The organism is Altererythrobacter aquiaggeris, from assembly GCF_037154015.1.
GTDB classification, from domain to species: Bacteria; Pseudomonadota; Alphaproteobacteria; order Sphingomonadales; family Sphingomonadaceae; genus Aestuarierythrobacter; species Aestuarierythrobacter aquiaggeris.
On the sequence record NZ_JBANRL010000001.1, the window covers coordinates 2,097,860 to 2,124,306 of the forward strand.

The 26,447-nt window shown below is 56.9% G+C and carries 20 protein-coding genes; 4 read left to right on the forward strand and 16 right to left on the reverse strand.

Annotated features, from left to right (window positions below):
* Positions 1-18: 18 nt before the first annotated feature.
* Positions 19-1,038, forward strand: coding sequence for a P-type DNA transfer ATPase VirB11 (virB11, locus tag WFP06_RS10260; protein ID WP_336987073.1), 1,020 nt, complete (start codon positions 19-21; stop codon positions 1,036-1,038).
* A 41-nt stretch (positions 1,039-1,079) separates the two neighbouring features.
* Here virB11 and WFP06_RS10265 read toward each other — a convergent pair whose 3' ends face one another.
* From WFP06_RS10265 to WFP06_RS10330, 14 genes are all read right to left on the reverse strand, one after another.
* Positions 1,080-1,334, reverse strand: a complete 255-nt coding sequence (locus WFP06_RS10265) for a hypothetical protein (protein ID WP_336987074.1) — start codon at positions 1,332-1,334, stop codon at positions 1,080-1,082.
* Positions 1,335-1,643: 309 nt separating this feature from the next.
* On the reverse strand, positions 1,644-2,528 hold the full coding sequence (locus tag WFP06_RS10270; protein WP_336987075.1) for a sugar kinase: 885 nt from the start codon (positions 2,526-2,528) through the stop codon (positions 1,644-1,646).
* Positions 2,529-2,570: 42 nt separating this feature from the next.
* Entirely contained in the window at positions 2,571-3,326 is a 756-nt protein-coding gene (locus tag WFP06_RS10275; protein WP_336987076.1) for an SDR family NAD(P)-dependent oxidoreductase, read from the reverse strand.
* 31 nt (positions 3,327-3,357) lie between these two features.
* Complete coding sequence (locus WFP06_RS10280) at positions 3,358-4,689, reverse strand: MFS transporter (RefSeq protein ID WP_336987077.1); 1,332 nt, start codon at positions 4,687-4,689, stop codon at positions 3,358-3,360.
* Positions 4,690-4,760: 71 nt separating this feature from the next.
* A complete protein-coding gene (locus WFP06_RS10285) occupies positions 4,761-6,935 on the reverse strand; it encodes an alginate lyase family protein (RefSeq protein WP_336987078.1) in 2,175 nt (724 codons plus the stop codon).
* The gene (locus tag WFP06_RS10290; RefSeq protein WP_336987079.1) at positions 6,932-9,403 is read right to left on the reverse strand and encodes a polysaccharide lyase 6 family protein; all 2,472 of its coding nucleotides are present in this window, start codon (positions 9,401-9,403) and stop codon (positions 6,932-6,934) included. Before WFP06_RS10290 ends, WFP06_RS10285 begins: the two co-directional genes overlap by 4 nt.
* 114 nt (positions 9,404-9,517) lie before the next feature.
* Positions 9,518-10,276, reverse strand: coding sequence for a 2-dehydro-3-deoxy-D-gluconate 5-dehydrogenase KduD (kduD, locus tag WFP06_RS10295; RefSeq protein ID WP_336987678.1), 759 nt, complete (start codon positions 10,274-10,276; stop codon positions 9,518-9,520).
* A gap of 37 nt (positions 10,277-10,313) precedes the next feature.
* The gene (locus tag WFP06_RS10300) at positions 10,314-10,946 is read right to left on the reverse strand and encodes an RpiB/LacA/LacB family sugar-phosphate isomerase (protein WP_336987080.1); all 633 of its coding nucleotides are present in this window, start codon (positions 10,944-10,946) and stop codon (positions 10,314-10,316) included.
* A 129-nt stretch (positions 10,947-11,075) separates the two neighbouring features.
* Positions 11,076-12,098 (reverse strand): LacI family DNA-binding transcriptional regulator, encoded by a 1,023-nt coding sequence (locus WFP06_RS10305; RefSeq protein WP_336987081.1) that lies wholly within the window; start codon positions 12,096-12,098, stop codon positions 11,076-11,078.
* 59 nt (positions 12,099-12,157) lie between these two features.
* Positions 12,158-13,435, reverse strand: a complete 1,278-nt coding sequence (locus tag WFP06_RS10310) for a TRAP transporter large permease (protein WP_336987082.1) — start codon at positions 13,433-13,435, stop codon at positions 12,158-12,160.
* On the reverse strand, positions 13,435-13,908 hold the full coding sequence (locus tag WFP06_RS10315) for a TRAP transporter small permease (protein ID WP_336987083.1): 474 nt from the start codon (positions 13,906-13,908) through the stop codon (positions 13,435-13,437). The genes WFP06_RS10310 and WFP06_RS10315 overlap by 1 nt, the downstream gene beginning before the upstream one ends.
* Positions 13,908-14,933, reverse strand: coding sequence for a TRAP transporter substrate-binding protein (locus WFP06_RS10320; RefSeq protein ID WP_336987084.1), 1,026 nt, complete (start codon positions 14,931-14,933; stop codon positions 13,908-13,910). Before WFP06_RS10320 ends, WFP06_RS10315 begins: the two co-directional genes overlap by 1 nt.
* Positions 14,933-15,697 carry a 2-keto-4-pentenoate hydratase gene (locus WFP06_RS10325; RefSeq protein WP_336987085.1) on the reverse strand — a complete coding sequence of 255 codons (765 nt, stop codon included), beginning with the start codon at positions 15,695-15,697 and terminating at the stop codon, positions 14,933-14,935. The genes WFP06_RS10320 and WFP06_RS10325 overlap by 1 nt, the downstream gene beginning before the upstream one ends.
* Before the next feature lie 40 nt (positions 15,698-15,737).
* Positions 15,738-18,791, reverse strand: coding sequence for a TonB-dependent receptor (locus WFP06_RS10330; RefSeq protein ID WP_336987086.1), 3,054 nt, complete (start codon positions 18,789-18,791; stop codon positions 15,738-15,740).
* Between the two features lie 178 nt (positions 18,792-18,969).
* Between WFP06_RS10330 and WFP06_RS10335 the strand changes: the two genes are divergently transcribed.
* From WFP06_RS10335 to WFP06_RS10345, 3 genes are all read left to right on the forward strand, one after another.
* A complete protein-coding gene (locus WFP06_RS10335; protein WP_336987087.1) occupies positions 18,970-20,619 on the forward strand; it encodes a right-handed parallel beta-helix repeat-containing protein in 1,650 nt (549 codons plus the stop codon).
* A gap of 130 nt (positions 20,620-20,749) precedes the next feature.
* The gene (locus tag WFP06_RS10340; RefSeq protein WP_336987088.1) at positions 20,750-21,913 is read left to right on the forward strand and encodes a serpin family protein; all 1,164 of its coding nucleotides are present in this window, start codon (positions 20,750-20,752) and stop codon (positions 21,911-21,913) included.
* Positions 21,914-21,965: 52 nt separating this feature from the next.
* Complete coding sequence (locus WFP06_RS10345; protein ID WP_336987089.1) at positions 21,966-22,433, forward strand: potassium channel family protein; 468 nt, start codon at positions 21,966-21,968, stop codon at positions 22,431-22,433.
* Positions 22,434-22,454: 21 nt separating this feature from the next.
* On the opposite strand, the gene WFP06_RS10350 is transcribed toward WFP06_RS10345, so the two are convergent.
* Both WFP06_RS10350 and WFP06_RS10355 read right to left on the reverse strand, forming a co-directional pair.
* Entirely contained in the window at positions 22,455-24,269 is a 1,815-nt protein-coding gene (locus tag WFP06_RS10350; protein WP_336987090.1) for a hypothetical protein, read from the reverse strand.
* Positions 24,269-26,440, reverse strand: a complete 2,172-nt coding sequence (locus tag WFP06_RS10355) for an NAD(P)-binding protein (protein ID WP_336987091.1) — start codon at positions 26,438-26,440, stop codon at positions 24,269-24,271. Before WFP06_RS10355 ends, WFP06_RS10350 begins: the two co-directional genes overlap by 1 nt.
* Positions 26,441-26,447 lie beyond the last annotated feature (7 nt).

Below are 26,447 nucleotides of genomic sequence, written 5' to 3' on the forward strand. Positions count from 1 at the left end.
CTCGCACGGACTTGCCCGATGAACGCGGAGGTTCACAGATTGCCGCGTGACCCCGGACCCGGGCAATCCGGCGAAAGCGGCAGCGTCTATCTCAAGGCGTATCTCGCACCGTTTACCCGGTGGCTCGAACGCGATACCGTGACAGAAATCCTCGTCAATCAGCCGGGCGAAGTCTGGATCGAGGACGCCGCGGCGGGCTGTATGCAGCGGATAGAAGCACCCGATATCGATGACCGGTTGATCCAGCGGCTGGCTGAACAGGTTGCAAGAGTTAGCCATCAGGGAATTAACCGCGAGCATCCGTTGCTTGGCGCGACCTTACCCGATGGTGCGCGCATCCAGTTCTGCGGTCCGCCGGCGACGCGCAAACACTGGACGCTGGCAATCCGGCGCCACCGCAGGCTCGATTTGCCGCTCGACGCTTACGATTCGGGTCCTTTGAAAACGCCGGTACAGCCAGCCATGCCGGACAAGCAGAAAGAACCCGTTGCTTTTCTGCGGTCCGCAATTGCGCTGCGCAAGACCGTGTTGATATCGGGCGGAACATCGACCGGTAAGACAACTTTCCTCAACGCGATGCTGCGGGAAATACCCCGGGACGAGCGGGTAATATTGGTCGAAGATACGCCCGAGCTGCGAATTCCCGGCGCCAATGGCGTCGGGCTTGTGGCGGTAAAGGGTGAACTTGGCGAAGCGAAGGTAACTGCCAACGAACTGCTTCAGGCAGCCTTGCGGCTGCGCCCTGACCGGATTGTACTTGGCGAATTACGGGGCGCGGAAAGCGTCAGCTTCCTGCGCGCGATCAACACCGGGCACCCCGGCTCTTTTTCAACCATTCATGCCAACAGCATTCGCGGTGCGCTGGAACAGTTATCGCTGATGGTCATGCAAACGGGCATCGGCCTTACGCGCGCAGACACGATTGCCTATGCCGCATCGGTAATCGATGTTTTCGTGCAGCTGGGCAGGAGTGAAGGCCGCCGCGGAATAACCGCGATTGCCGAAAGTTCCGAAGTTATCCCCAACGCGGACCGATAAGCGTTACACCGTCCAAGGCGTGCCGCCGCTAGTATCTGGATTCAATAGTGTTCGAGCTTGTCCAGAAGTTGAGCCAACCGGCGTTCGCTATAATGGGCGTGCTGCGAAAACTGGGACCGCAACGCACGGTCCTTTGTCCAGTTCTGAAGCTGCAACAATGCACCCCGTTCGGGCATGCTGAGACCCGGCCAGTTGCGTGTCATTTCGGCCAGCCGCGCATCCTGCGGTTCGTGCCCGCACATCGCCTGCCGGATAGACTCGATCAGAAGGCTTCGTGTCTCTACTTGCCGGGTCATATGGCTTCTCGTTTTGCCAGGTCATTCAAGCCACGAACTGGAAAGATCAGCGGATTTTAAGCGATTCGCTTGATGCTGGTTGCGAACTTATCCTATCGCGTTGAGGAGTCAAACACCCGGCGCTGGCGGTCACAATGTCCGAAACCCGGACCTGATGGCGCGGCGTCGGTGACTGCGCAGCCAGCTTGTTTGCAATTTGTCGGCGACTGGCAAAACCTGCACTTTCCAACCGCTGCCAGCGCCGCGTGACCTTGCCAGTCACACTGACAAACAAGGGTTCCAGAAATAGCAGCCGCCTCTGTAGATTACTCAGATAATCGCGCCCCGATGTGCCAATGTTTCGCGTGCTTTTGCCTGCCCTGCTTCTACGCAGCTTTCAACGGGTTCGTTCAGCAGCCAGGCGCCCAGAAATCCTCCATTGAATGCATCTCCTGCTCCGCTGGAATCAATAACTTCAGTTGGTATTGCCGGAAAGAGGCGCTGTATTTCGGATTGACGATCAGCCAGAACGCACCCCTTTTCTGCAGCCTTCACTGCCACGATGTCACAACCGGTTTCTACCCATCCTGATGCTATCTTGAACTCGTCTTCGGAATGGGACCAAAGTTCGCACTCATCATTGTTGGTGGGCAGGCCGATGCTGCAATGGCTCATTGCCAAACGGGAGGCGTGCCGCGCTTCTGAAAGGTCCGGCCACAATGCTGGGCGAAAGTTGCTGTCGTATGCCACCGCCTTGCCGGAATTTCGCCTTCGCTCCGATAGGCGCAGCAGCTTACCGCGCCCGTTGTCGTCGATAATGGCGAGCGTAATCAGGCTGTAGTAAACCAGTGTCGCCTGCTCTGCAGCAGCCATCGCTTCAGCGATCCCGGGAAGGGAAAACATTTCGCGCGCCGCGCTGTGGTCGCGCCAATATAGAAAGCTGCGCTCCCCGTGGTCGTCCAGATGGATCGCATAGATGCCAGGATTTCGTTCCGGATGACGCAGTACATAGCGCGTGTCGATGCCTTCCTTGGACCACGCGGCAACCAGCGCATCGCTGATCGGGTCTGTTCCAACCGCCGTGACGTAGGCGACATCATGACCGGCGCGCGCAAGGTGAACCGCCGTGTTTAACGTATCACCTCCATAGCCAAGGCCGGTACCGCCATGGCTATGATATTCCAGCATCGCTTCGCCGAAGATAAAAGTGGTCATATGTTCATCATCATACGTTCTGATCGCGATCACCGGCCGGTGTCAGGAGTAAGCCAGTCCGCCATTGATATCGATGTTTGCGCCGGTAACGTACGATGCCTCGTCCGAAGCGAGAAAGGCAACCAGATCGGCGGCTTCTTCAGCCTTGCCCTGCCTGCGTAACGCTGTCGAATTTGCAACGTTTTCGCGCGCTGCATCGGGTGTGAATTTGTCGTGGAATGCTGTCGCGATCATCCCGGGGCATAGTGCATTAACCCGAATACCCGTGGGGCCCAGCTCCTTGGCCATGGCGCGGGTGAATGTCATTACCGCCCCCTTGGATGTCGCATAGGCTGATGCGCCCCCTCCCCCGCCGTCACGTCCGGCAAGTGAAGCAAGATTGATGATTGCGCTGCCTTCGCTCATGTACGGCACGACGGCCTGCGTTGCGAGGAATGTCGATGTGACATTCAATTGCATGACATGGTTGAAGAACTCCTCATCCATCTCGCCCAGAGTTTTGCGAGCAACCAACCCGCCCGCATTGTTAACCAGTATATGGACTGTATCGCCAAACGCATCACGCGCTGCGGCAACCATCGATGCAACCTCATCCGCTTTCGTCACGTCAGCCTTAACCTTGACTGCCTTCCCCCCGCCCGCTGCCGCTATGGCCGCCAGGGTGGCATCGGCATCAAATTCGTTGCTGAAGTAATTCACGACCACATTTGCACCCTCGCTGGCGAGCTTGACCGATATTGCCCGGCCTATGTCGCGGCTGCCACCGGTTACGATCGCTGTTTTGCCTGCAAATTTCATTTTGTAGTTCCTGTGTTCTGGTTCGGATGGATCATGCGGATTTTGGTTTGAGCGGCTTGATATCGGGGCACAAAATCAAGACCGAGAGCACGGTCATGATTGCCAGGCCGGCGCCAACGACAAAGGCTGGCGTATAACTGTTGATTGTAATGATCGGGATCAGGAAGTTGAGCAGAACGACGGCAAGTTTTGCCGCTGTACCGGCATAGCCTGCAAGTGTGCCGACCGAACTACCGCTGTAATAATCGCTGGGCAAGGTCTGGATATTGCCGACCGCTGTTTGAAAACCGAACAGGATTGCAGCCATCAGCATAACCGCGAGAAACGGCGTTGCTGCCTGCGTGGTCAGCAACAGGAACACCAGCATAATCAGGCCGCCGAGCGTGATCACGGATTTGCGTGTCCTGTTGACGCTCCAGCCAGCGTTGATCCGGTTTTGCGCCAGCAATCCGCCGAACCATGCACCAAGCATGGCACCGACGTACGGTATCGACGCATAAGCTGCGATTTCCTCGACTCCGAACCCGTAGGTTTCGTTGAGATAAAGCGGAAGCCAACCGATGAAGAGCCACCAGATCGGATCGAGGAAGAATGATGCGAGGATTACGCCCCAGCTTTCCTTTTTGGAAAGGATTTCACCCGAACCCGGTGCATATGTCGCAACCTCGTTCGTTTCCTGGTCGCGCTGACCGGTCAAAATGAACTGCCGTTCTTCCTCGGAAAGCCAAGGGTGGGCTTCTGGTCCGGATTTGTAAACGATCAGCCAGGGAATCAACCACAGAAATCCCAATGCACCGACTGCAATAAAGGTGGCCTGCCAGCTTTCGAGAAACACGAACAGCACCCCGATCATCGGTGCCGAAACGATACCGCCAATTGCCGCACCGGAATTGAAAATGCCTTGCGCCAGCGAACGTTCGTTAATGGGAAACCATTCGGCGTTGGCCTTGGTCGCGCCGGGCCAGTTGCCGGCTTCCGAGACACCGAGCAGACCACGGAAAACCGCGAAGGTCGTCAGATTGGTCGCGGCCGCGTGGAGCATGGTCGCCGCCGACCAGACCACGATCGAAAGGACAAATCCAAGCCGCACCCCGATCCAGTCGAAAATCTTGCCGAATAATGTCTGCCCGAAGGCATAGGCGAAAGTGAAAACATTCAATATGATGGCGTAGTCGGTCTTGGTCAGACCCAAATCTTCGGAAATTTCAGGCCAAAGAAAACCCAGCGCACCGCGATCGATGTAATTGATGATGGTCGCCAGTGCGACCAGGCTGACGATGACGAACCTGAAATAACCCTTACGCATACTGACCACCCTCGCCCAAAAGATCTTCGCGCGCAGCGCTGCTGGTTGTCCCGCCACAGGGGCCGTCCCCGACAGCCGCATTTGCCGGTACAAGACCGCCGCCGTCATTGTGCGCCATGGTTGCCAATCTATTCAGCCCCGCCGCCCAGATCGATGCGCGCGGCGAACCCGGTCCACGAAAACTCACGCCCGTCGATGCTCGCGCTGTGGCGCTTGCTTTCGACATTATCGTAAGACACTGCGAGTGCGGTTTTGTCCCCGCTGGTCGTCTCGATAATTACCAGATCGTTTCCGCCTTGCCGGACGTGACGCAGCGAAGCGATTGCGCTCCTGCTGCCGATAGTCTGTTCGGCTGCGCCGTCGTAAAGGCCGTGCGATTCCAGAATGCTGACAAATGTCGCGCTGTCGGTGTTTTGAATTCTTTGGATAATGATCGGCTCACGCCGCAAATTGAAATCCGGATCGTTCGCCCCGCTTTCGGCCAGATAGACTTCAAGGGCGCCGGATGGCACAAAGCGGTAAGTGTAAAACCGTCCATCCAGCAACCAGGTCACGTAAGCATTACCGCCCTTCGGCCTTGCGACCGCATCAACCCATATATGTTGGTAGCCATTATCATCACCCAGTACGGGCCGTGAGGCGACATTGTGCCGGGCGTCAAACCCTGTTTCCATAATATGGCCCGAATAATGAAGAGGAAGATCAAAGGTCAGAGCACCCTCGCCGCTTGCTCGCATGACATCGATCGTTACAGGTGCGGTAAGGCCGGTCACATCCATCCGCGCCAGCGTGCGCGTCATTATGACATTTTCACCACGATAGGCACTATCGATGGTGGCTGTACTGACCTGCAGCTCCGGCTTGGCCGAAAAGTAAAGTTGCCTGGGCGCAAAGCTGTCGGCTATGTCCACGTTGCCGCCGAAATGGCTTGTTTCGTTCACGACAAGCGCGTTATGGGCAACGCTCTGTTTGGCCCAGCTTTCGTTCTCGGGCAAATACCGACCACCCTCTTTCGCTTCGATATTCAAAAATCGCGCCGCACCGTAATCGCGCACCACTTCGTGGCCATTGTCATAAAGCTGCCAGCTAAGCTTGTCGAAATGGCCATGTCCCATGCCCTGAGAACTGTTCTTGGCAACCAATGCAGTATGGCGCGGGCCGGTGCCATTGCGAAACACGGCAACCGCACCCTTGTCTCCTTCGGGGCCATCGCGAAAAAGCATCGAACGAAAGCCGAACGGTGCGGCCTTCCCGGCTGCAAGATCCCGCGATACCTTCAGCCCGTTATTGCTAAGGACTGTCCGGTCCTGAAAATCCGCTATCGACAGCAGGCCCGGATCGCCAGACACCGAATAGGCGATAGCTACGCCCTCATACAATTCGGCTGTGTTCAGGCTCTTGTCCCGTATGGCATCGTTAAACGGGAAAAAATGACCACCGTAAGTCAGCTGGATCGTCGTGGTCAGAGCCTTTTGCAGGATTCCGTCACGGTGCGCAAAGATTTCCCGTTCGGGCTCGTTCCGTTCGATTGCGTCTGCAAATACCATGAAAGGCAGCAATGCGAACCGCTGATAATATGGCCCTTCGGTGTAATATCCGTCGGGCGAAAACAGCAATTCGGTTTGCCGGAGAAAACCGCTCTCGCCGCTTTTGTCGGACCCCAGCAAAGCGCGGTCGACCATATCGCGGTCACCCAGCAAATAGCCGGTCATGCCGACACCGGCGGTCGCCCATGTCGCGTGATTGTGGATGAGGTTGAAAGTTCGGTTGGAATCGACCGAAAGGAACATCGCAGCAGGGCGGAAAACGTTGTTGTCGATCCGCTCTCGTTCATCCGCTGAAAGTGTATCGCGAATTGCGCCGTAACCCTGCACTGTGTGGACCAGCCACATGGCATCGTTCAGCACCTGCCAGAACAAGCGCCCGACATTCTGATTGGCCTTGGCAGGATGTTCGCCCAGAGCCGGGTACAGATCGGCATAGGCAAACAGCATATCGCGCACATAATTGCGGTATTTCTGCTCACCCGTTATCCGGAAAAGCTGACCTGAAAGATGGATCGCGCGGTAATTCCGCTTGTGCTGCTCGTGGGTGTAGCCGCCGCCGGGATCTTTCGGCACGGGCACCACCACACCCTGCGCCATCATGCCGGTAACAAATTCCTCGGAGCGCGATAACTCGGCTGCATAGAGCGGGGGCAAGGCAACAGGCTGATCTTGCGCGATATTGGCCGCATTCACCGGAAAGCCAAGCCCGCCAGCGACCAGCATCAACGTGGCAAACAGCAAGAAAGTGCCCCTCATTCCGCCATCGCCCCATCAATGATATTTCGCGCGGCAGTGACACGCGCTGGCCCGTCGAAGACCAGTTCTTCGAGAATCGGTTCGGGAGTTTCTGCAAAGCTGTTGTCGGTAACAGATGTTTTCGGCGTTCCCACGGTGTGCACGATTCTGAGCGGCGCCGAACCGGCAAACGCATTGCCCGACAATTTTGCAGTCTGCACCCCGTGCAGGTTGATCGCAGCGCCCGACCTGTTCGTGGACGCCCTGCCCACATCGGCCAAGGCATTGCCGCTGATATTGACGTAGGGACCAAAGGTGCTTTCGTCGCTTCCGCCACGATAGACGTCCGCAATGGGACCGCCGACATTGGTAAAGCTGCTGTCGATAATGTCGAGATATTCGACGTTATACTGGCCGTAATCCTCGGTCTCGGCCGCAGCTGAAACAATAGTCCCGGAAATATCAGCAAAGTTGCTGTTCTTGATCGCTATGCGGTCGGCCAGAGTGCTTTTGCCAAGGGTAATCACGCTGAAGGATTTGTTGACCGTCAGATTACGCACAGTCACCCCGTCAAACTCGATCTGCATGTTTGACTGGATCGGATAAATGGTCGTCCGTATCACAGAGTTTCCAACAGAATCGGGCGCAAGCTCACCATCGATGACAAGCTGTGCAAGCTGGAGATTGCCGCCTTCGCGCAACTCGATCAGCGATGGCCTCGCGAACCGGATTACCGGCAGATTTTCGCGATCCTCCCCTCTGAGCGTCAACGACTTACCCAGCGCAACTGTCCGTTCCACGATGTATTCGCCTGCCGACAGCGTTAGGATATCGCCGGATTTTGCAGCGGCAATCGCGGCAACCAGTGTGTCACTTCCCGGCGCGACCTGTGTGACCATGCCGCTCGACCCGAAGGGACGATCGGCAGTGGGCTTAGGATACCAGGAGACGCCCACCTGATCGAGAGCCACCGGTGTTAAATCGCGCGGCGCACCAACATTCGCGAGCGCCGGGTCCACCGGATAAAGCAAACCGTTGCCTGCGCGTGCCAACTTACCCGGAGCAACCCCAAGCTGCGGCAAAGCAGCGTCTATCCGGCCTGCAAGAACGCGGTTGCCGCCAAAAGTGATACCGGAGGCGTCAGCATCAGCGACAATGAACTCTTCCGCTCCCGTTCCACTGAGCAAGTTACCGGAAAATACCGTTTTGGAAGGAATTGCCGAACGCTCCTCGTCCGCGCCCAGACCAAAGGTAATGCGCGTGCTATCCACGACCGTGTTGCCCGAAATCCTGGCGTTCTCGACTTCCACGTAGCGATTGACCGGCGAATTGGGTACGCCGTTCATGACTGCAACCGCGCTGGAGAAACCGTCGCCGCGCAGCCCCTCCATATAATTGTCACTCACCTTCTGGTCGCGGTTGATGATCCGGACACCGCCCGTGTAATCCTTGCCCCCGCCAAGAAAGACATTTCGCTCGACCAGGTTGCCGTCACCGTGGCGAAGCGTCAGTGTGCCGCGCGAACGCAAGAACACATTACCGCGAAAAATATTGCCGCCGGATTTCGAGGAAATTATCTCGACTTCACCGTCCGCACGGTCGAACACGTTATTTTCGACCAGCGTGTTGGAATTGAACATCGAATAATGGCTGGTTCCGATGCGCAGTGTCTCGCCGCCATTCGATCCCAACACGGGCCGCGGGCCGAAATAGTTATGATCGATCCGGTGACCGTTCTCGCGGCTTTCCTCGCTGTCGAGCCGCACCGCGAATGTCACGCCCTTGTTGGTCTTTCCGGCCAGATGATTATGGTCGAACCGGTTGCCGCGGCCATACATGGCGACCCAGTAGTCGGACTCGTACCGGTCGGGTTTGCTGAAGCTGTCGATGACCACGTCTGTAACGCGGCTGTTGGATGCCTGGTCCTGTGCACTCTGGCGGAAGGAAATGACCTCGCCCCTCGGGCTGTATCCGTTTTTGAAAACCAGGCCCGAAACAACAATATACTCACCGCCGATCCGGAGACTCGATTGCCCGGTCAGCATGACTGATCCACGTGTTTGGGAGGTAACCGTAATCGGTTTGTCAGGCTCTCCCTTGCCGGAAATTACCATTTCGAAGTCGCGCCACTCACCGCTGGCCAATGTGATCGTGTCGCCCGCGTTCACTTGTCCGGCGGCGGTGACATATTCTGCCTGGTCATGAACGAGATAATTCTCGGCAGTTAGCGGACTGGAAAGCCCGCAAACAAGCATCGCACCGGCAACCAAGCGGGCCGTCAAATATCGGGCCCCCTTGGCCGGCAGCCTCTCGCTCCTGATCGGCTCCAGCCCAGCGGCCGACTGGCCAGGAGACGGGGTAATGCCCGGTATGTGCAGCGCTTCTGCCCCGCCAGACTTTGCCGCGAAATCCGGAGCCTGGACAAATCGTTTGTGACCAGCCGCGTTAACCCGGAGCATATCTTCGCCAAAAGCGGGAAAATCAGTCATTTTTTGCTCCGATAATGGTGTCCGGCGATTCTGCGTGACGGGTCTGCAGCACCGCAGTCACACTCTATCATCCGGTGCGATCGAGCAGCTATCCAGACGGCGGCCATGACCTATCTATCTAGCCAGCCAGCCGCCATCAACGGCAAGGATATGCCCCTGAATATACCGCGCAGCATCCGAGGCGAGGAACACCGCCGCTCCGCCCAAGTCTGATGGCGCGCCCCAGCGACCCGCAGGGATACGCTCAAGAATCTGGCGATTGCGGTCCTGATCAGCTTGTAGTGCAGCGGTGTTGTTGGTCGCGATGTAGCCGGGTGCAATTGCGTTGACGGTGATGTTCTTGCCCGCCCATTCGTTTGCCAACAGTTTGGTCAGGCCGCCGACGCCGCTTTTGGACGCGGTATAGCTCGCGACGCGGATGCCTCCCTGGAACGTAAGCATGGAGGCTATGTTGATGATCGAACCGCCCCCGTGCGCGATCATGTGCCTGCCTGCCGCCTGGCTAAGGAAAAACAAGACCTTGAGATTGGTGTCAATGACTGCATCCCAATCATCCTCGGTAAATTCGGTGGCATCATTGCGGCGGATAATCCCGGCATTATTGACCAGAATATCAAGCCGTCCCAATCCTGCGACCGCTTGGGCTACGATCCTCTCGCACGGATCTATGGAGGACAGATCAGCGGTAATAACGAGCGCGCGCCGCCCCGCTTGTTCGATCAACCCCACTGTTTCGGACGCATCGCTTCGGGCAACCAGCGCAATATCGGCGCCAGCCTCGGCCAGAGCCACAGCGATCCCCTGTCCGATGCCGGTGTTCGCTCCGGTCACCATGGCGACCCTGCCGGACAGATCGAATGGATTGCAGGCCATCATGACCTCAGAAATGTGAGAAAGGTTCTGGCCCGCATCACAGGCCGCGCAGATAGGCGTTGATATCTTCATCCTGAGAATTCGCGTAAAAATATTCGCCGAATTTCTCGCCAGCGATCGCCGACTTGAGCAAATCCTGATTGACGTTTTTGAGCACCGTCAGCATGTCGTGACAGGTTGCCGACTTCATTTCGGCCAATATGCCGCGGTTGGTCTTCATGATTGCAGCACGTTCTTTTGGATAACCAATTCCGCTCTCGCCCTCGAAAAGCTTGCGATAGCAATCCTGCAGGTTCAACTCGGCAGCCCAGCCAAATCCCTTGGCGTAGGGCATGGCGATGGCGTTCCCGTCGTTAATCTGAGCGAAGAGGAACGCGTCGGTCGGATCGATCACGAGGCCACAAAACACGCCTGGCATGGCATTGCAGGCGAGCATCGAGCCCATGCCCGTGCCGCATCCACTGACCACAAAGTCCGCTGCTCCGGAATTGATCAGGATGCCGCTCAGCAAACCGACCATATTGTAGGTCAGTTGCGCTTCATCTTCTGCGCTGAACATGCCGTAATTGAAAATCTGGTATCCAAGCGGCTCGGCTACTGACTTGAGTGCGTCGTGAATGATGCCATTCTTGGAGGCCTGGCTGTTCTCGTTAATTAGTGCAATTTTCATAGCTACCCACTCTCTGCCTCGATGTCGCAGCAGCCAGAGCGGCGCAGCGTCCCAAATTGACTTCGGCATTTAGGTAACCGGTGTCATTTAGCGATGCAAGTGCTGTTTTGGTCTGCTCCCCGCCTATGATCAATCGTCTGCCGGAGGTCCGACAGAATCGCGCTTGATCAGCTCTGACGGGAACAATGATTCCTGCATGGGAGGATCATCCGGTTGCATCATCAGCTTTAGCGCAGCGATCCGTCCCATCTCGGCGATTGGCCATCTGACTGTCGTCAACGCGGGCCAGACATGGCTCGACATCGGGGTGTCGTCAAAGCCTACGATCGAAAGTCCACTCGGCACATCGATGCCTTTGCTGCGGGCCGCTATGAGTACGCCGATCGCCATCTCGTCATTGGAGGCGAAAATTGCTGTCGGGGGAGAGGGTTTTTCAAGCAATTTCAGCGCGGCTTCCACACCGGACTCGTAGGAGTAGCGGCCTTGCTCGATCAGATCCGGGACGACTTCCAGACCCGCCTCTTCAAGCGCATCCTCGTAACCTTTGCGCCGCTCGAGCGCAGAGCGCGAATTCCTGCGCCCCTCGATCAGGGCAATCCGCTTGTGACCACGCTCGGTGATGTATTTGACCGCCTGCCGCACCGCCTCACGGTCATTGGACATTACCAATTGCTCGGGTTTGTCGATCTCGGCTGACGCCATCCGGACATAACGCGCGCCGAATTCGCGGCAGACATTCGCCAATCCATCATCTTCTGAAATCGGAGGCAACAAAACGACACCATAAGGGCGTTGACGCTCGAGAAAGTCGCGCAGATCCTGCTGTATCGAAGGCGAATTACGATTAACCGGCTGAACCATCAGCCCAAAGCTCGTGCCTTCGAGCGCTTCGAGTATTCCTTGCTGAACATTCACCAGAAACTGCGCGTTGGGATTGTCGTGCACGGCCGCAATGATGAAATTGCGCCGCAACGCCAGAGCGCGTGCCTGAGGGTTGGGGACAAAGCCGATTTCCTCGATCACCGCTTCCACATGTTTGCGAGTCTTGTAACTGAGCAGTGACGATTTGTTTATGACCCGGCTGACGGTTTTCTTGGAAACATCGGCAAGGCGCGCGACATCATTGATCGTTGGTTTGCCGTTCTGCACCATTATTCAGTCCCCGATTGTATGTGCCACCCCCTTAAGCGAAACTACTTGCGAAACGAAAGTCAGAATGCCGCCGGAAGTGCAAGCGAGAGCGATGGTACAAAGGTGATTAGCACCAATGCCGCCAACAATGTGAGGTAAAAGGGCCAGATCGTGCGGATCATCGCGGGTATGCCTATCTTGCCGACTGCAGAGCCTACGAACAGCACAGACCCTACTGGCGGCGTCACAAGCCCAATCCCCAGGTTCAGCATCAGGACTATCCCGAAATGCACCGGATCCACTCCGCTAGTCATCGCGACTGGCAAGAAGATGGGCGTAGTGATGACGATCAGTGGCGCCATATCCATAAAGGTGCCCAGCGCGAGCAGCATGATATTGATGATTATCAATGTCATGACCGGGTTGTCTGTCATGACGCCGATCAGACTGGCCAGTTCGGCGGGCACTTCGAGCAAGGCCAGCGCAAAGCCGAAAGCCGTCGCCGCTGCGATTACGAACAGCACCATCGATGCGGTCCGAACCGATATCTGCGCGGCCTGGATGAAGCCTGTCCAACCAAGGCTGCGGTACACAAAGGTGCCGACAAGCGCGGTGTAGATCACGGCGACGGCGGAGCTTTCGGTCGGCGTGAAAAATCCGCTTAAGATACCGCCCATGATGATGACCCCGGTCAATAGGCCGGGAATGGCGAGAACGAAGGCCATGAACAGCGCGCGCCAGCCAGGAAAATGCCCCTTGGGCAAACCTCTGCGGCGGGCAACCAGCCAAGCGGTCAGCATGAGCATCATGCCGGTCAGAAGACCCGGAATTACTCCTGCCAGAAACAGATCGCCGATCGAAACCCCGATACCCGAAGCGGCAGAATAGATGATCATATTGTGCGAAGGGGGGATAAGCAGTCCGACGATGGCTGCAGTTACAGTCACGTTAACCGCGTAATCCTTGGGATAGCCCTTTTCCTCCATGAGCGGCACCATGGTCGAACCGATCGCCGAAGCGCTGGCGATGGCAGAGCCTGACACGGCTCCAAACATCATCGATGCGCCCACATTGACCAGACCCAGTCCGCCGCGCACCCTGCCCAACGCAGCGTCGGCCACGCGGACAAGCCGCTCCGCAATTCCCGATCGGTACATCAAGTCGCCGGCAAAGATGAAGAACGGGATCGCCATCAGAGTGAATACGCTAATTCCGGCCGCCATACGCTGCACCGCGACCACCAACGGAATGTCGATCACAACGAATGCGGCAAGCGCCGCGCCGAACAATGCAAATGCAACCGGAACACCGAGCAGAAGCAGCAACGTCAAAACGCCGAACAGGACGAGAATTTCCATTATACGTCCTGATTTTCATCAGGGCCGGCTATGGCGCCTTGCCGCAGATGATTGAGCGCGAACAATGCGATTAACAACCCGCATAACGGAATGGGAATGTAGGCAAGCCCGCGGCTGATACCCAGCACCGGAATAGTATGGTCGCGCACCAACCAGGAGAGCTGCGCCCCGTAAACAAGCAAAATGATACCACCGCCCGCAACCAGCAGTTGGATCACGTTTCGGACCAGATGCGCGTTTGCATCAGAAAGCTGGCTTTCGAACAACGAGATGCGGATATGAAAGCCTTCGTAAACGCCGGCAGCGGCAGCAAAGAACACATACCAGATCATCAGGATAAGCGCGGTTTGTTCGGACCAGGATGGGCTCGCATCAAGGACAAACCGGCCAAACACTTGCCAACCGATAATGGCCGTCATCAATATAAGACCCGCAGCGCCTAGCTTGATAAGAAGATCTGAGATCTGCCGCATTACTTGCCCCGTTTGCGCATAGACAGAATCTGGTCGACCAGCTCCTGCTCGCGCGGCGTGTCGATAAAGTCGGCCCACATGACCATCATCGCTTCGGTAAAAGGAGCAGGATCAACTTCGTTTACTTCAACCCCTGATGCGAGCACGATCTTCATGCTTTTGGCAACCTGGGCATCCCATAATTGCCGCATATACGGGACTGACAACTTGGCTGCCTCGCGTATGAGTTGCTGGTCTGCTGCGGTCTGTTTGTCCCAGCTTATCTTGGACATCACAAACATTTCTGGCGAGAGCAGGTGGCGCGTCAGACTGTAATAGCGCGCGACTTCAAAATGCTTTCCGCTTTCAAACGACGGCCAGTTGTTCTCCGCCCCGTCGATTACCCCTTGGGCAAGCGCCTGATACACCTCGTCGAGCGGCATCGGGGTCGCGTCGGCTCCAAGCGATTTGATCATCGCGACATGCAGATCAGAGCCCGGGACACGCAGCTTAAGCCCCGCCATATCGGCGGGTGTGTTAATCGGGCCGCGCGTATTATAAAATGATCGCGCACCAGAATCGTAAAAACACAATCCGATCAATCCATGCGGTTCAAGCGAAGCAAGTATTTCGTCGCCGATCGGACCATCCATGCTGGCCCGCATATGCCCGGTCGATTCAAACAGGAACGGCAGTGCCGGAACACGCGTAAGCGGTTCGATGGAATTGAGCGGTGCAAGGTTTACGCGGTTAAAATCGAGCCCGCCAAAGGTCGCAATTTCCAGCGTGTCGCGCTCGTTGCCAAGCTGACCGCCTGCATACATCTTGAGGCCCAAGCGGCCGCCCGTCCGCTCGCTCAGGATTTCGCCAAAGCGAATGACAGCCTGCACTGTTGGATAGCCAAGCACATGGGTGTCGGTCGCGGTCAGCAGGCTGGAGAAACGCCCTTGGCATGCCGCCAGCATTGCCAGCGAACCGCTCAGTACCATGCGCCGCGACAGGGTGAGCCCACCGCCTTTGCTGATCGCGCCTGCTGCGCTGTCCATCAGCTTGCTGTTGCCGTGTGGAGCGTGACCGAAAAGGACCCGTATCTGCCAAAAGAAATGCTGGAACTCGCGCCCGGTCCGGCCTCATGAATTCCCGTAATCGCGCCGGTCGAAATATAGGTGCCGGCTGTCACCTCGATACCTTTTTCCTTCCCGTGGGACAGTAGAAATTCGACCGTTTTTTCAGCAGCCCGAGCAAAATTGCCAAGCTCGCGCGAACCGACCGTTTCATCGTTGATAAGGCATTCGACCACGATCGGCGCCACGGCTTGATCGCGCCAATCGAGAATTTCCGGCCCGACAATCATGCCGTTATTATTGCCAAAATCGCAGATAACCGCAATCGGCCCGATTTCATTGATGGCAGGCAAAGGGCTGCTTGCGATCTCTGCACCGATGAACAACCTGTCCTGCGCGCGTTTCTCGCCTAATTGCAGAATCAATTCCGGTTCAATCGCAGCAAATCCGCCCGAAAATACGGGTATGGCGACGCAGGCACCGTTGGTTACATATTTCACCGATCGGGCAAAAATAGGACCGACCAGATGGGTCTCGCCGAAAATGTCGATGAAATCGGACGGGACCCCGCCAACCTTCCAGCCGGCAACTTCGTCAGGCCAACTCTCGCGGGAGAGTTGCTGGATTGCATAGGCATCGGCGAAGTTTTCCGGAAGCGTCCCGGGAAAGCAGGGTAGCGCTGTGGCCGCTCGCCTCGCCCCGACAAGAATGCGAGAAATTTCGCGCAATCTGTCACGAGCAGCCATTGTCGGTGCCTCCATACTTACCTCGCCGATCCCAGTCTCATCAGAACCTGACGGTCGCTCCAAGAGTGATCCGGCGATCCGGCAGCCCCTGGAAGCAGAATTGCGCTCCGTCATTCACACAGAATTGCTGAATGTCGTTCTTCAGCAGGTTCACGCCTTCGATGCCTACATTGATGTTATCTGTGACGTCATAGGTAACGCTGGCGTTCAGCTGGCCGCGCGGTGAAGTGACCGTGGAGAAGCCAAGGGTACTACCAATCGATGCGCCACCTGCTGTATCCAGCGTGCGGAATGCATCACGCCAGGTGTAGCGCGCGCGCGCCGACAAACCGTACTTTTCATAGAACAACGTCACGTTATACGCGTTCTTCGAGAAGTCGAGCAGGCCCTGTGGTGCGAAGAAAGGTCCGGTCAGACCGCTGCTCGATTCAAGGATATCCGTACCGCGAGCGGAAGATGTCTGGAGACCTTCGCCGCCGCTGAACTCCTGATACGTGTAGTTCGCAATCAAGCCAAAGCCGGATGCGAAGCCCAGCGTATCCTCGAAGCTCGAGAGATCATACTGGAACGCGACTTCGATACCCTTTTGCTTGGTGGTTGCGCTATCATTGGTTTGCGTAAGGAGATCGACACAGATACCCTGCTCGGACACCCCCGTAACAAAAACGCCCTGATCGGCGATCGGGTTGAAAATACCACCACCTTCGCATGGCGGTGTGATGTCTTTCAAACCACTTGAGCCACCGGGAGTGACCTCTGCCTCATTAAGCGTTGTGACGAAAATATTCGTCCGTTCCTTGTAGAAAGCACCGACGCTCAACACCGCTGCCGGGGCGAAATACCAAGACAGCGAAGCATCAAACGACGTTACCGTTTCCGGCGCGAGGTTCGGATTGCCTACTCTTACCGGCGCAGTCGAGCTGGTGCCGAAAGATACCGACGAAGACAGCGCATTGAAGTCAGGCCGGTTGAGATCTTCGCTCCAGCTACCGCGTAAGACCAGATCATCGCTCAGATCGACGGCCACATTGAAACGCGGGAGAAATTCCTGATAAATACCGCGACTCACTACGGAATCGATCGTTCCGTCAGGGAATACGGTATTACCTACCGACTGGATTTCCGTGCTTACCCACCGCGCGCCAAGATTACCGCGTACGGGACCGAATTCAAAGTTGGCTTGGCCATAAACAGCGTGCGTCGTCTCGCCAATATCGAAGAACGCATCTGCCGCATTTGATGGCTCGCCTATTACAACCCCGTTGGGTGTTTGTGCGAAGGCCGCCTGAATAGCGGCAAAAGTGCCTTCGGGATCGTTGAACGCCCGATCGGGATCAATCAGCAAGAAGTTACGGAACGCCAAGCCTCTTCCATCAGCGTCAGCAAAATTGCTCGGCCCCGCAACAAGGAGGTCAGAGAATTGCGAGCCGTTCGGACTATCAAACAGCAGGCTGAACCCGCGGTTCGTGCCGATATCGTTGAATGTGCTGGAACGCTTCGCATAACGATAACCTGCATCAAACGAAGTGATGAAACCGGCAATGTCTTCCACATCAAGTGAGAAATCCACCCGTCCGGCATTTTCGGAGTTCTCGACCGTGTTCCGCCCGATCGTCACCGCATCCAGAACCACATTATTGGGATCTAGCAGTTGCGCCTCAGTTGGCGCAAATGGCGAATCGAAGTTGATGCCGAATGTCAGCGAACCGCCTGTAAGGTCGTACCGGAAAGGCACGGCATTATCGTTGCTTGTGTTTCTCGTCGGATTGCCATTGGCATCCAGCCGGTCAAGCGGTGCATTGGGGTTGATGAAGTTGAGCGTAGTGCTCAGGTTGGGGTTCACTGTGTTGGCGACCGTTCGCGAAAGTTCGACCCGCGTGGACAAACGTCCTGTCTCGAACTCGGTGCCAAGGATATACACTTCGCTCTTCGTGAGACGCGCACCTGTATCGCTTGAAAAACGCAAATTCGGATCGTCATCATCTGTAGCAAGATTTGGTTCGATAACACCGGTCAGCGCGGCTTGGATGCTGCCAAGCTCTACGCCGCCGAGCGAGCCGTAATCGATGGTCTCGAATGTGTCGGGAACATTGTTGAAAAGAACAGAGCTGACGCCCGACGCCTGGATGCGATAGCTGTCTTGCGCACGCGTCTGATCATTGTAGATCGTATCGAAATAGATCCGCACATTTTCAGACGGTGCCCACTCAAGTGTACCGGCGAAGTTGATCGTTTCGTACTCGAAATTCTCCTGCTCCTGATTGAGAAACTGAATTCCGATATAGTCGAAGGCCGGGCCGGGGTTGCCTGCGGAATCGACCCCGGCACCCTGCCTGACAAGCGTATCGCGATCGACGCGCGGACGGAATGACGTTGCTTCCTGCTCGGTATAACTACCGGACAACACGACGCCCAACTCACCTCCGCCGAGCGGCCAGACATTGCCTAGACTGAGCGCGACACGCGGCGAATAGGAGCCGGACAGTTCGCTGTATTCACCTTGGACACGCGCGACGATCAGCGGATCGGTCAGATTAAGCGGACGGATTGTCCGCAGGTTGATAGTACCGCCTACAGACCCTTCGATGGTTTTGGCGGTTGGCGATTTGGTCACTTCCAGCGATGAGATGATGGCAGCATTGACATCTTCAAAATTGATCCCGCCGCGGCCCGTGCCCGAACCCACGGTCCCGACGCCGTTGATTTCGGTACGGTTATCGTTGGTGCCGCGAATTTGAACTCCGGACCCGACACCGGCACGCCGGGTGATTTGAACGCCTGGGATGTTCTCCAGAACTTCGGCCAGGTTTTGATCGGGCAGCTTACCGATGTCTTCCGCCTGAATGATTTCGACGAGGCTGTCGGCACTGCGCTTTTCATTCAAAGAACTGGCGAGCGAACCACGAATACCGGTAACGACGATGACATCGCCATCGCTTTGCGTCTCTACCGAAGCACCGCGATCCTGCACTGTATCCTGCGCGAGCGCGACACCGGGCAGGCCGAGCGAAATTGTCGATGCCAGCAATGCGTAGCGCATTTTTGCAAAGCGCATGTCAGATTTTGATGCCGAACGATCAGCAAATGAAGTCATGGTTCTCTCCCTAGATTCCGCACATTTTTACTATACGGCCGGCTTATTGACACCGGTTACCTTAATAATTGACACCGGTGCCATTGAAGGTCAATACCCACTGTGAAAAAGTTGAAAAGAATGTGCGAGGGTGAGCAGAATGGCATTTTTGCGTATTGATTTTATGGCCTTGGGCTGCATGACAGCTGTGCTTTTGGGGACACACACCGCAGTTGTTGCGCAAGAAATGCCGCGCATTGTTGCCGATGAAGCCGTTGCGAACCAACATCCTCTCCCCGACTTTTCCTATGCCGGCTACGGGTTTGGCACGGAGCCCATTCCGCACGTCGATCATGTCCTTGAAGTCGCCGATTACGGTGCGATACCCGATGATGGCAAAGATGATAGCGCGGCGCTGATTGCAGCGCTTGCTGCAGCGCATGAACTGGATGGGCCCGTTCGCGTCCAGCTGCGGCAAGGCCGCTACATCTTGACCGAGATATTGTGGATCGAGAAAAGCGGGATCGTCCTGTCGGGTATAGGATCGGGCGATAACGGCACACAGATTTTCATGCCTCGTCCGCTCAACCAGATTGACGATGACGGTGCACTCACCGAGATACGTGAATATCTGAAGGAAAACGACAAGTACGAGCGTCAGCCGGACGCCAATCTCGACGTTCTGTTTTCTGAATATAGCTGGAGTGCAGGCTTTATCTGGGTGCGTTATCCAGGGGGCCGCCACGCGACATACAAAGAAAGTTATGACCGGCCAATCGAGACTGTCAGCCAGATCACTGCCGGCAGCCAGTTCGAACAAAGACTGATCGTTTCGCAACCCGACAAGTTGAAAGTCGGCGATGTGATGCAGATCAATTGGCACAACCGGCAAGGTCCGGGGGGCGCGCTGATTAAATCATTATACGGCGAGACTGATCTGCAAGTCGGTAGCCGCCACTGGGAAAAACCGGACCGCCCGCTGGTGCGTCAGGCAACCCGCATCGAAGCAATCGACGGTAATACCGTCACCATTGCCGATCCACTGCTGCATGATATCAATGCAGAGCTACCTGCATATCTTGCCCGCTGGGATCACCTGACCGATGTCGGTATTCAGGATCTTGCTCTCACATTCCCGGAAAACCCGTATTTCGGGCATCATAACGAAGCCGGCTTCAACGGCGTGTACTTCACTGGCGTTCACAACGGCTGGATCCGGAATGTCAGGATCAGCGAATCCGATGCTGGTATCCTGACCGACGATGCCGCCAACGTGACAATTGCCAACGTTGTGACCGATGGCAAGCACAAGGCGCATTACGCCGTCCATGTTGGCAATGTGCACAATTTGCTGGTCGATGGGCTGACCGTTTTCAACCCGACCGAGCATACTTTCAGTTTCAACACGCAGGCAACCAAATCAGTCTACAAGGACTCGGTCGCATGGCACCAGCCAACTCTTGATCAACATGCCGGTGCCAACCATCAGAACCTTTATGACGGCCTGACAGTCCATGTCGTCGCAGACCAGTCCAGCGCCGATGGCAAGCCCATGTATGATCTCTTCAAGGCTGGCGGCGCGGGCTATTGGAACCCGGGCCATGGCCGATACAACACAACCTGGAACCTCAAGGTGATAGCTGAAGGCAATGTTGCGCCCGATAGCCCGCTTGTTTTGCTCGCCGGATCAGAAGGCCCGGACGCACGGGTTGTAGGCCTGCATGGTAACCGCAAGATCCAACTCGATTTCCGTCCCGAGCCTTATGCCGAAATGTTAGGCAAGGAACTTACGAACATTCCCTCGCTTTATAATTACCAGCTAGGCAAACGTATCAAGCAAGGGCGCTGAGCCATCGATGGCAACCAGTACGCGCCTGATGCGTAGTATGGTTATGAGATATTCGATCATTGGATTGTTTGGACTTGCGACAGCTGCCTGTTCTCAGAACGCAAGTGAAATTCCGGCAGAGCCGGCGCCCGTGGCATCATCCCTATATGCATATGACGCCGGCGATCCCCTGGGTTTATGGCCGCAGCTTGCGGATGGCGCGGCGACTGACGAAAATATCGTGTACTCCCCCATCAGCACCGCGCAAGCGCTCGGACTGGTTCATCTGGGGGCGCAAGGGCAAACCGCCCGCCAGATTGAAGCATTTCTTGACACTGGTCCCGGCGATGCAGCCGACCGTAGTCTGGCGGCCCAGCGCGAGCAGCTGATGCCCATGGCGGGATCGCGCGTGCGCGTAAAAATCAGCAATGCCCTTTTCCTCTCCGACGATTTCAACTTCCGTGCTGCCTATACACAAGGCGCACTATCGCTTTACGCGGCAGAAACCATGACGGTCGATTTTGACGATCGCCCCGCAGACGCTGCCGCCGCCATGAACCGCTGGGCAGATCGCGCCACCGAAGGCCTGATCGCGCAAGTAACCGAACCTGCCGCAATCAAACGGGATGCTGCTGCATATCTGATTAACGCAACCTTCTTCGAAGGCGCCTGGTCTGACCGCTTCACCAAGATCGAGGCCAGCAAATTCCTGTTTGGCGACGGGGAAGTACGGCCGTTCAAAATGATGAGCCGGGAAGGGTACTACGCCACTGCCCGAAGTGGGGGATGGAAGGGTGTGCGTCTGCCGTATGGTGAACAACGATACGCGCTTGATCTGATGTTGCCCGAACAGCGACTTTCAACCCTGCCAGTAATATCGCCCGCGCAGATAAGTGCGTTGGGGGAAGCCCTCGGCGCTGCCGGGAAAAAACCCGTCAGGCCGATCATCCCTCGCTTCCAAGCATCAATGCGGCGCGATCTGATACCGCCATTGTCTGCCGTAGGCCTGTCACTTCCTTTTGATCGAGACCGCGCCGATCTGACAGCGATGATCGAACCGGGCGGGCCACGGCTATTTATCGACGACGCGTTCCAGATGGCCAAGCTGGAAGTATTCGAAACCGGCACACGCGCCGCAGCGGTAACGGTTATGGTCCCAAGGCCGATTAGTGTGCCGCCGCCGTTCGAAGGCGAGGATTTTCGCGTGGACCGACCATTCCTTTTCGCATTGCGCGATCTTGAAACCGGCGCGGTGCTGTTCTTCGGGCGGATCATGAGTCCGGAAGCCTATACCGGATCAGCCGACTTGTCCTGATAGCGGGCATCAAACTTTTCTCGCCAGTATTTCACTATTCGGTTATCGGTCGGTGGCTGAAATTTTGGAGATCGAGCAAGTGATCACGATTATCGCTGCGTTGGTATTGGTGGCATTGACTATTGCGGTTCATTACGAGGTGCTTCGCTTTACTTCGCAGCGGGTCGCACACATCAAGATTCCTCCGCGCTGGCGGATCATCGTAATTCTGGTTGCAGCCATGATTTCGCACCTGGTTCATGTATCGATCTACGCATTTGCGTTTCTCTGGCTGGAAAACCTGGCCGGCGTGGGATCGATCGACGGACCCGCAGGTCACGATTTCAGCGACGCCTTCTATTTTTCGATCACCAGCTATACGACGCTGGGCATCGGCGATCTGTTCCCCACCGGCGATCTGCGATTGCTGAGCGGTATCGAGGCGCTCAACGGGCTGGTGATGGTGGGATGGACCGCGTCGATGACGTATCTCTACATGGAAAAATTCTGGCATCTGCGAGACACCCGGCCGGGCCGTTGAGGCACACAAATGTTTGCCGGTTCAGCCTGGCAGGCTGAGGGGCCTCGTTTGATAACTCGATTTCCATTGCTGAACGTCGGATAGCATTATTTCTCCCAAACGATGCAATCTCTGCGATAGCCTTGTATAGCCGAGCGGCTCGCGCTCGATGGCAATTTTCAACTGGCCCAACCGCCTGTCAAACGCATCGGACCGATCCGCTGTGACGGCGAAATCGCCTTGCATGCGAATACCATAGAGCGAAGCGGCAAGCGCCGGAAGTAATGCGGTCGCGAATGTGACCATTTCGGTAATCCCGACCCCTGCGATACTTCCAGGATTTCCGCTGACCGCTTTCAGGCCCAGCCAGACAAGGCAGGCAATAATCGTCAAGGCGAATAGCCCGTCGCCGATCAGGTGTAACCGATGATCCGCCGCCTTCATGGCGCGGTGCGTGCGCCTATGGTACTGGATTTGCTCGTCGAGCAATTCTATCGCGGCCTCCCGGACACGCTCCATGTATTTCCGGTCGCAGGTTCCCTCGGCCAACCCCATTTCGCGTGCGCTGGCCCTGCTATACCAGCTAATCCAGCCCGGCATTCGCGTCCCGTCCTCGGCATCGCGCAGCGACAGTTTGCCAAGCATGGCAGGCAGCACAAGCAGGCGAAGCCTTTCGGCAAGGTGCCGGTGATCCAGCCATGCCTGATGCCACCCTCGCTGGTTGGCCTGATGGGTGTTTACGATGATGGTGAAAATCACTGCGAGCTCCGCAGCGATCAGAAACGTTTTCCCTGCAGGCCAAAGCAGGCCGAACAGCGCAAGGAACACCGCGAGCGCAGCCAGCACGAAATTCCGGATGAAGCTGCTGCGGAAACGAAGCGCAAACCTGTCTGCATCGGCATCCGCGATTGCAAACCGTCGCAGGAACGGGCCGGACATGAATGCCCCGAACTTGCCGCGCCCCTTGGTCGCGGCGAGCAGGGGTTCCATATTCGCTGAACATTCTTCGGTCGTCGGGCCGCGGAAGCGCGTGTTGGCAAGTCGTTTTACCCCGGCAGCAACGAGCAGCAGTGGCCAGGAAAAACCGCGGCTTCGTACAGATCGGTGTTCGTTGAGGAATGCCGCCAGTCCCTTGGCTTCTAAGCCGGCCTGTGGCGGCGAAACCAGCGCTTCGATCAGCGAAGACAACGCGTTCATGGCATCAGTCCGTCCAGTTCCGCCCAGCGATGGGCGGTCAGGGACAACATCCTCCACTCCGCTCCAGATGAGTTGAGGCGGCTGTGCTCCCGACGGGCGAATATGGATGACCGGCATATGCTCGGCTACAGCCTCCGCAATGACTGCGGGCGTGCCGCCGCGGCCACGCGCTTCATCACCGTCCCATATGGCAATCAGGATATCGGACTGGGCGATGACCAACTGCCCGACGATTTCGAACGCCTCGTCCTGCGAAATACCGGGGGCATCAAGCCGCAGGTTGGATTGGGCGCCCTGCAGAAGACATTGCGCAGCCGTCCATTCGCCTTTCGTAAAACCGGTTTTATACTCGTCCTCATTCATGGGCAGGACGACAGCGAGCGGGATGCCATTGGCAACCGCTGCCTCCGATCCGATGGTATCCGCGCCTGCCGCCAGCGGAGTGACGAGCTCGATCAGCGGTTCCTCTGCGGAAAAAACCGCCGTGTTCTGGCTGTGAATTTCGTGCACCTGCTCCTTCGCAGCTGCGAAGATCCGGCTGCACTCGGTCCGGATCGCCTCGTAATGCGCGGTGTCCAGCCGGGGCGGCCTGTGTCCCGTTATTCCGAAACGGAGAATTAGCCTCGGGCGCAGGTCTGTCGGGCCCGGTCCATTCACCATCACCCCGCCCCTGGTGTTGCTGACGATGGCTGCGCGCCCTGATTTGCGGCTTGCGAGGGTTGCGCAGGATGCAGGGGATGCGGCGAGGGCCGCCCGTTGAGCGGGTAGCCCCAGATCTCGTCCAGCGCGGGTTTCTGCGAAATGGCGTGCGAGGCAAGCCTCCCGCTCATCACGGCACATTCAACACTACCGACATTGAGCCCGGTGTAGGTCCAATCGCCTGCGATAGTCAGATTTGTAAAGCCCGTCTGCCAGGGGGCCAGGCGATATTTGGTGCTGCCCGCCGGGGTTGGAACATAGCGTTCGGTCGGATCGATATTTGCGCGCCAGAACTGGCTGGCAAAACGCTGCTCGCCCACGCCGGGTACTTCGCGTGTATCCACGAGCAGGCTGTAGTCGAGAGCTTCCGGGGCACCCTCGCCGTGGGTTGCCTTGTTGATTGCCAGGGGCATCAGCGGGCCGATGGCTCGGTTCAGATAATCGATGGCCGATTGCGCCACCTTCGCTTTCATCCGCGCCGGATATTCGTGATCGCTGAACGGCGGCACCGGTGTTTCCAGCTCGGGCATCTCGTCACAGAAATACCACAATGATTTCGGCGTGTTGTCGGCTGGCCAGTCTTCCCATTTCATGATGTGCCGCAATTCGCAATGGCCGTCGAAGGGCTTGAGATAGGTGTCCGCCAGCGAAGTGTTTTCGCCCTCAAGCGGGACCGACCACCCAAGGTCGAACATGCTTTTTGACAGCCACATCTGGAATGCCTGTGTCTGGACCGGTTTTATGGCGTTTATCATGTCCGTCCAGTCACCGGATTTTGCGACGATTTGCTCGCATACGTAAGGAACTGCTCCGATTGAAAGCGCAAATACCAGCTGGTCGTAATCTTCGCCCGCCACCAGCGTTCGCGTGCCGACCCGCTCCCACGGGGTCCACCACGATTCCAGATCGACTTGAGCCGCCTTCATCTGCGCGCCCTGCGCGAGCTGGCCGTAATTTGGCTCCGGTGGCCATGACGGCAGGTTTTGCGGCGCCGGGTCCATCAGGGGGGAATATTCGGTCACACCATTGGCGAGCGTAGCTTGCAGATCGATATCGACCGACGCGATCTGGGTACCGTCACCGTTGAGATTGAGCGACGTGACTTTGGAGAAGAATTCGAATTTGACGCCGCGATTGCGCAAAACTTCGTAAAACGGTGCGATCACTGTCTCACCGGTGCCGGCCGCGAAAGCGTAAATCGCGTGGCCGCAAAACGCCAATCCGCGCAGCGACCAATGCACATAAGCACCTGCGGCCATGTTTGCCGACTTTGAAGTGTCGCCACCGGGATATTGATAGGCGAGATTGATCGTGTTGAGCGCCATGGGCGAATCGACGGTAACCTGCTTTGCGCCATGCCGAAGAAGCCAGTCCGACCATAGTTCGTCGTCGAGAAAATCGAAGCCCTTGGCGGGTATGTCATCGGACAGCACTCCGGTCAGCAAAGCGAATGCCCAATCCACGATGGTGAATATCTCCATCGCCTCGTCATCGCTTTCGATCAGCGGAAAAACCAGGGAACGCAGCTTTCGATAGCCCTTCTCCAAAACCGGCAGCAAGGCTTTGCCCAGCGCCTGTTCTTCGCTCAGCGCCGCCCGCTCCATTGCAAGCGCAGCAGCTTCGAAATGATCGCGCAGCCAGTTGGTGTGATGATGCGGCGGCGCGGCGGCATGGGCGCGGTCGAAGAAGGCAAGCACCCGTGCAACCAGTTGTTCGATCGATATGATAGCTACGGGGTCGGCCGGATTGGGAAATTTCCTGTCGGGCGGGAAATGTGCCGCGAACACCGATGGCACACCATCGGGATAACTGTACATCTGCAGCGCATCCAGCCCTACCAACGCCTCCTCGAATGTGGCGATCGGCGTGCCCGGCTCGCGCGCGAGTTCCGCAAAGACCTTACCGAGCATGGGGCAAGCGTTGTAGTAGCTTCCCAGAAAGCCGTGAATCCCGTGTTCCTCGATCCGGTCGTTGGGTCCGCGCGACGACGCACATTTACCGCCCAGACGCCAGCCGAGCGTGTGGATGGTGACTTCATATTGTGGCTGCGACGATAATTCGAAGGCGGTGGCAAGCGCGCCCATGCCTCCGCCTAGAATTGCAACCTTGATCGGTTGGTCTGAATTCGCCATTCGCCTT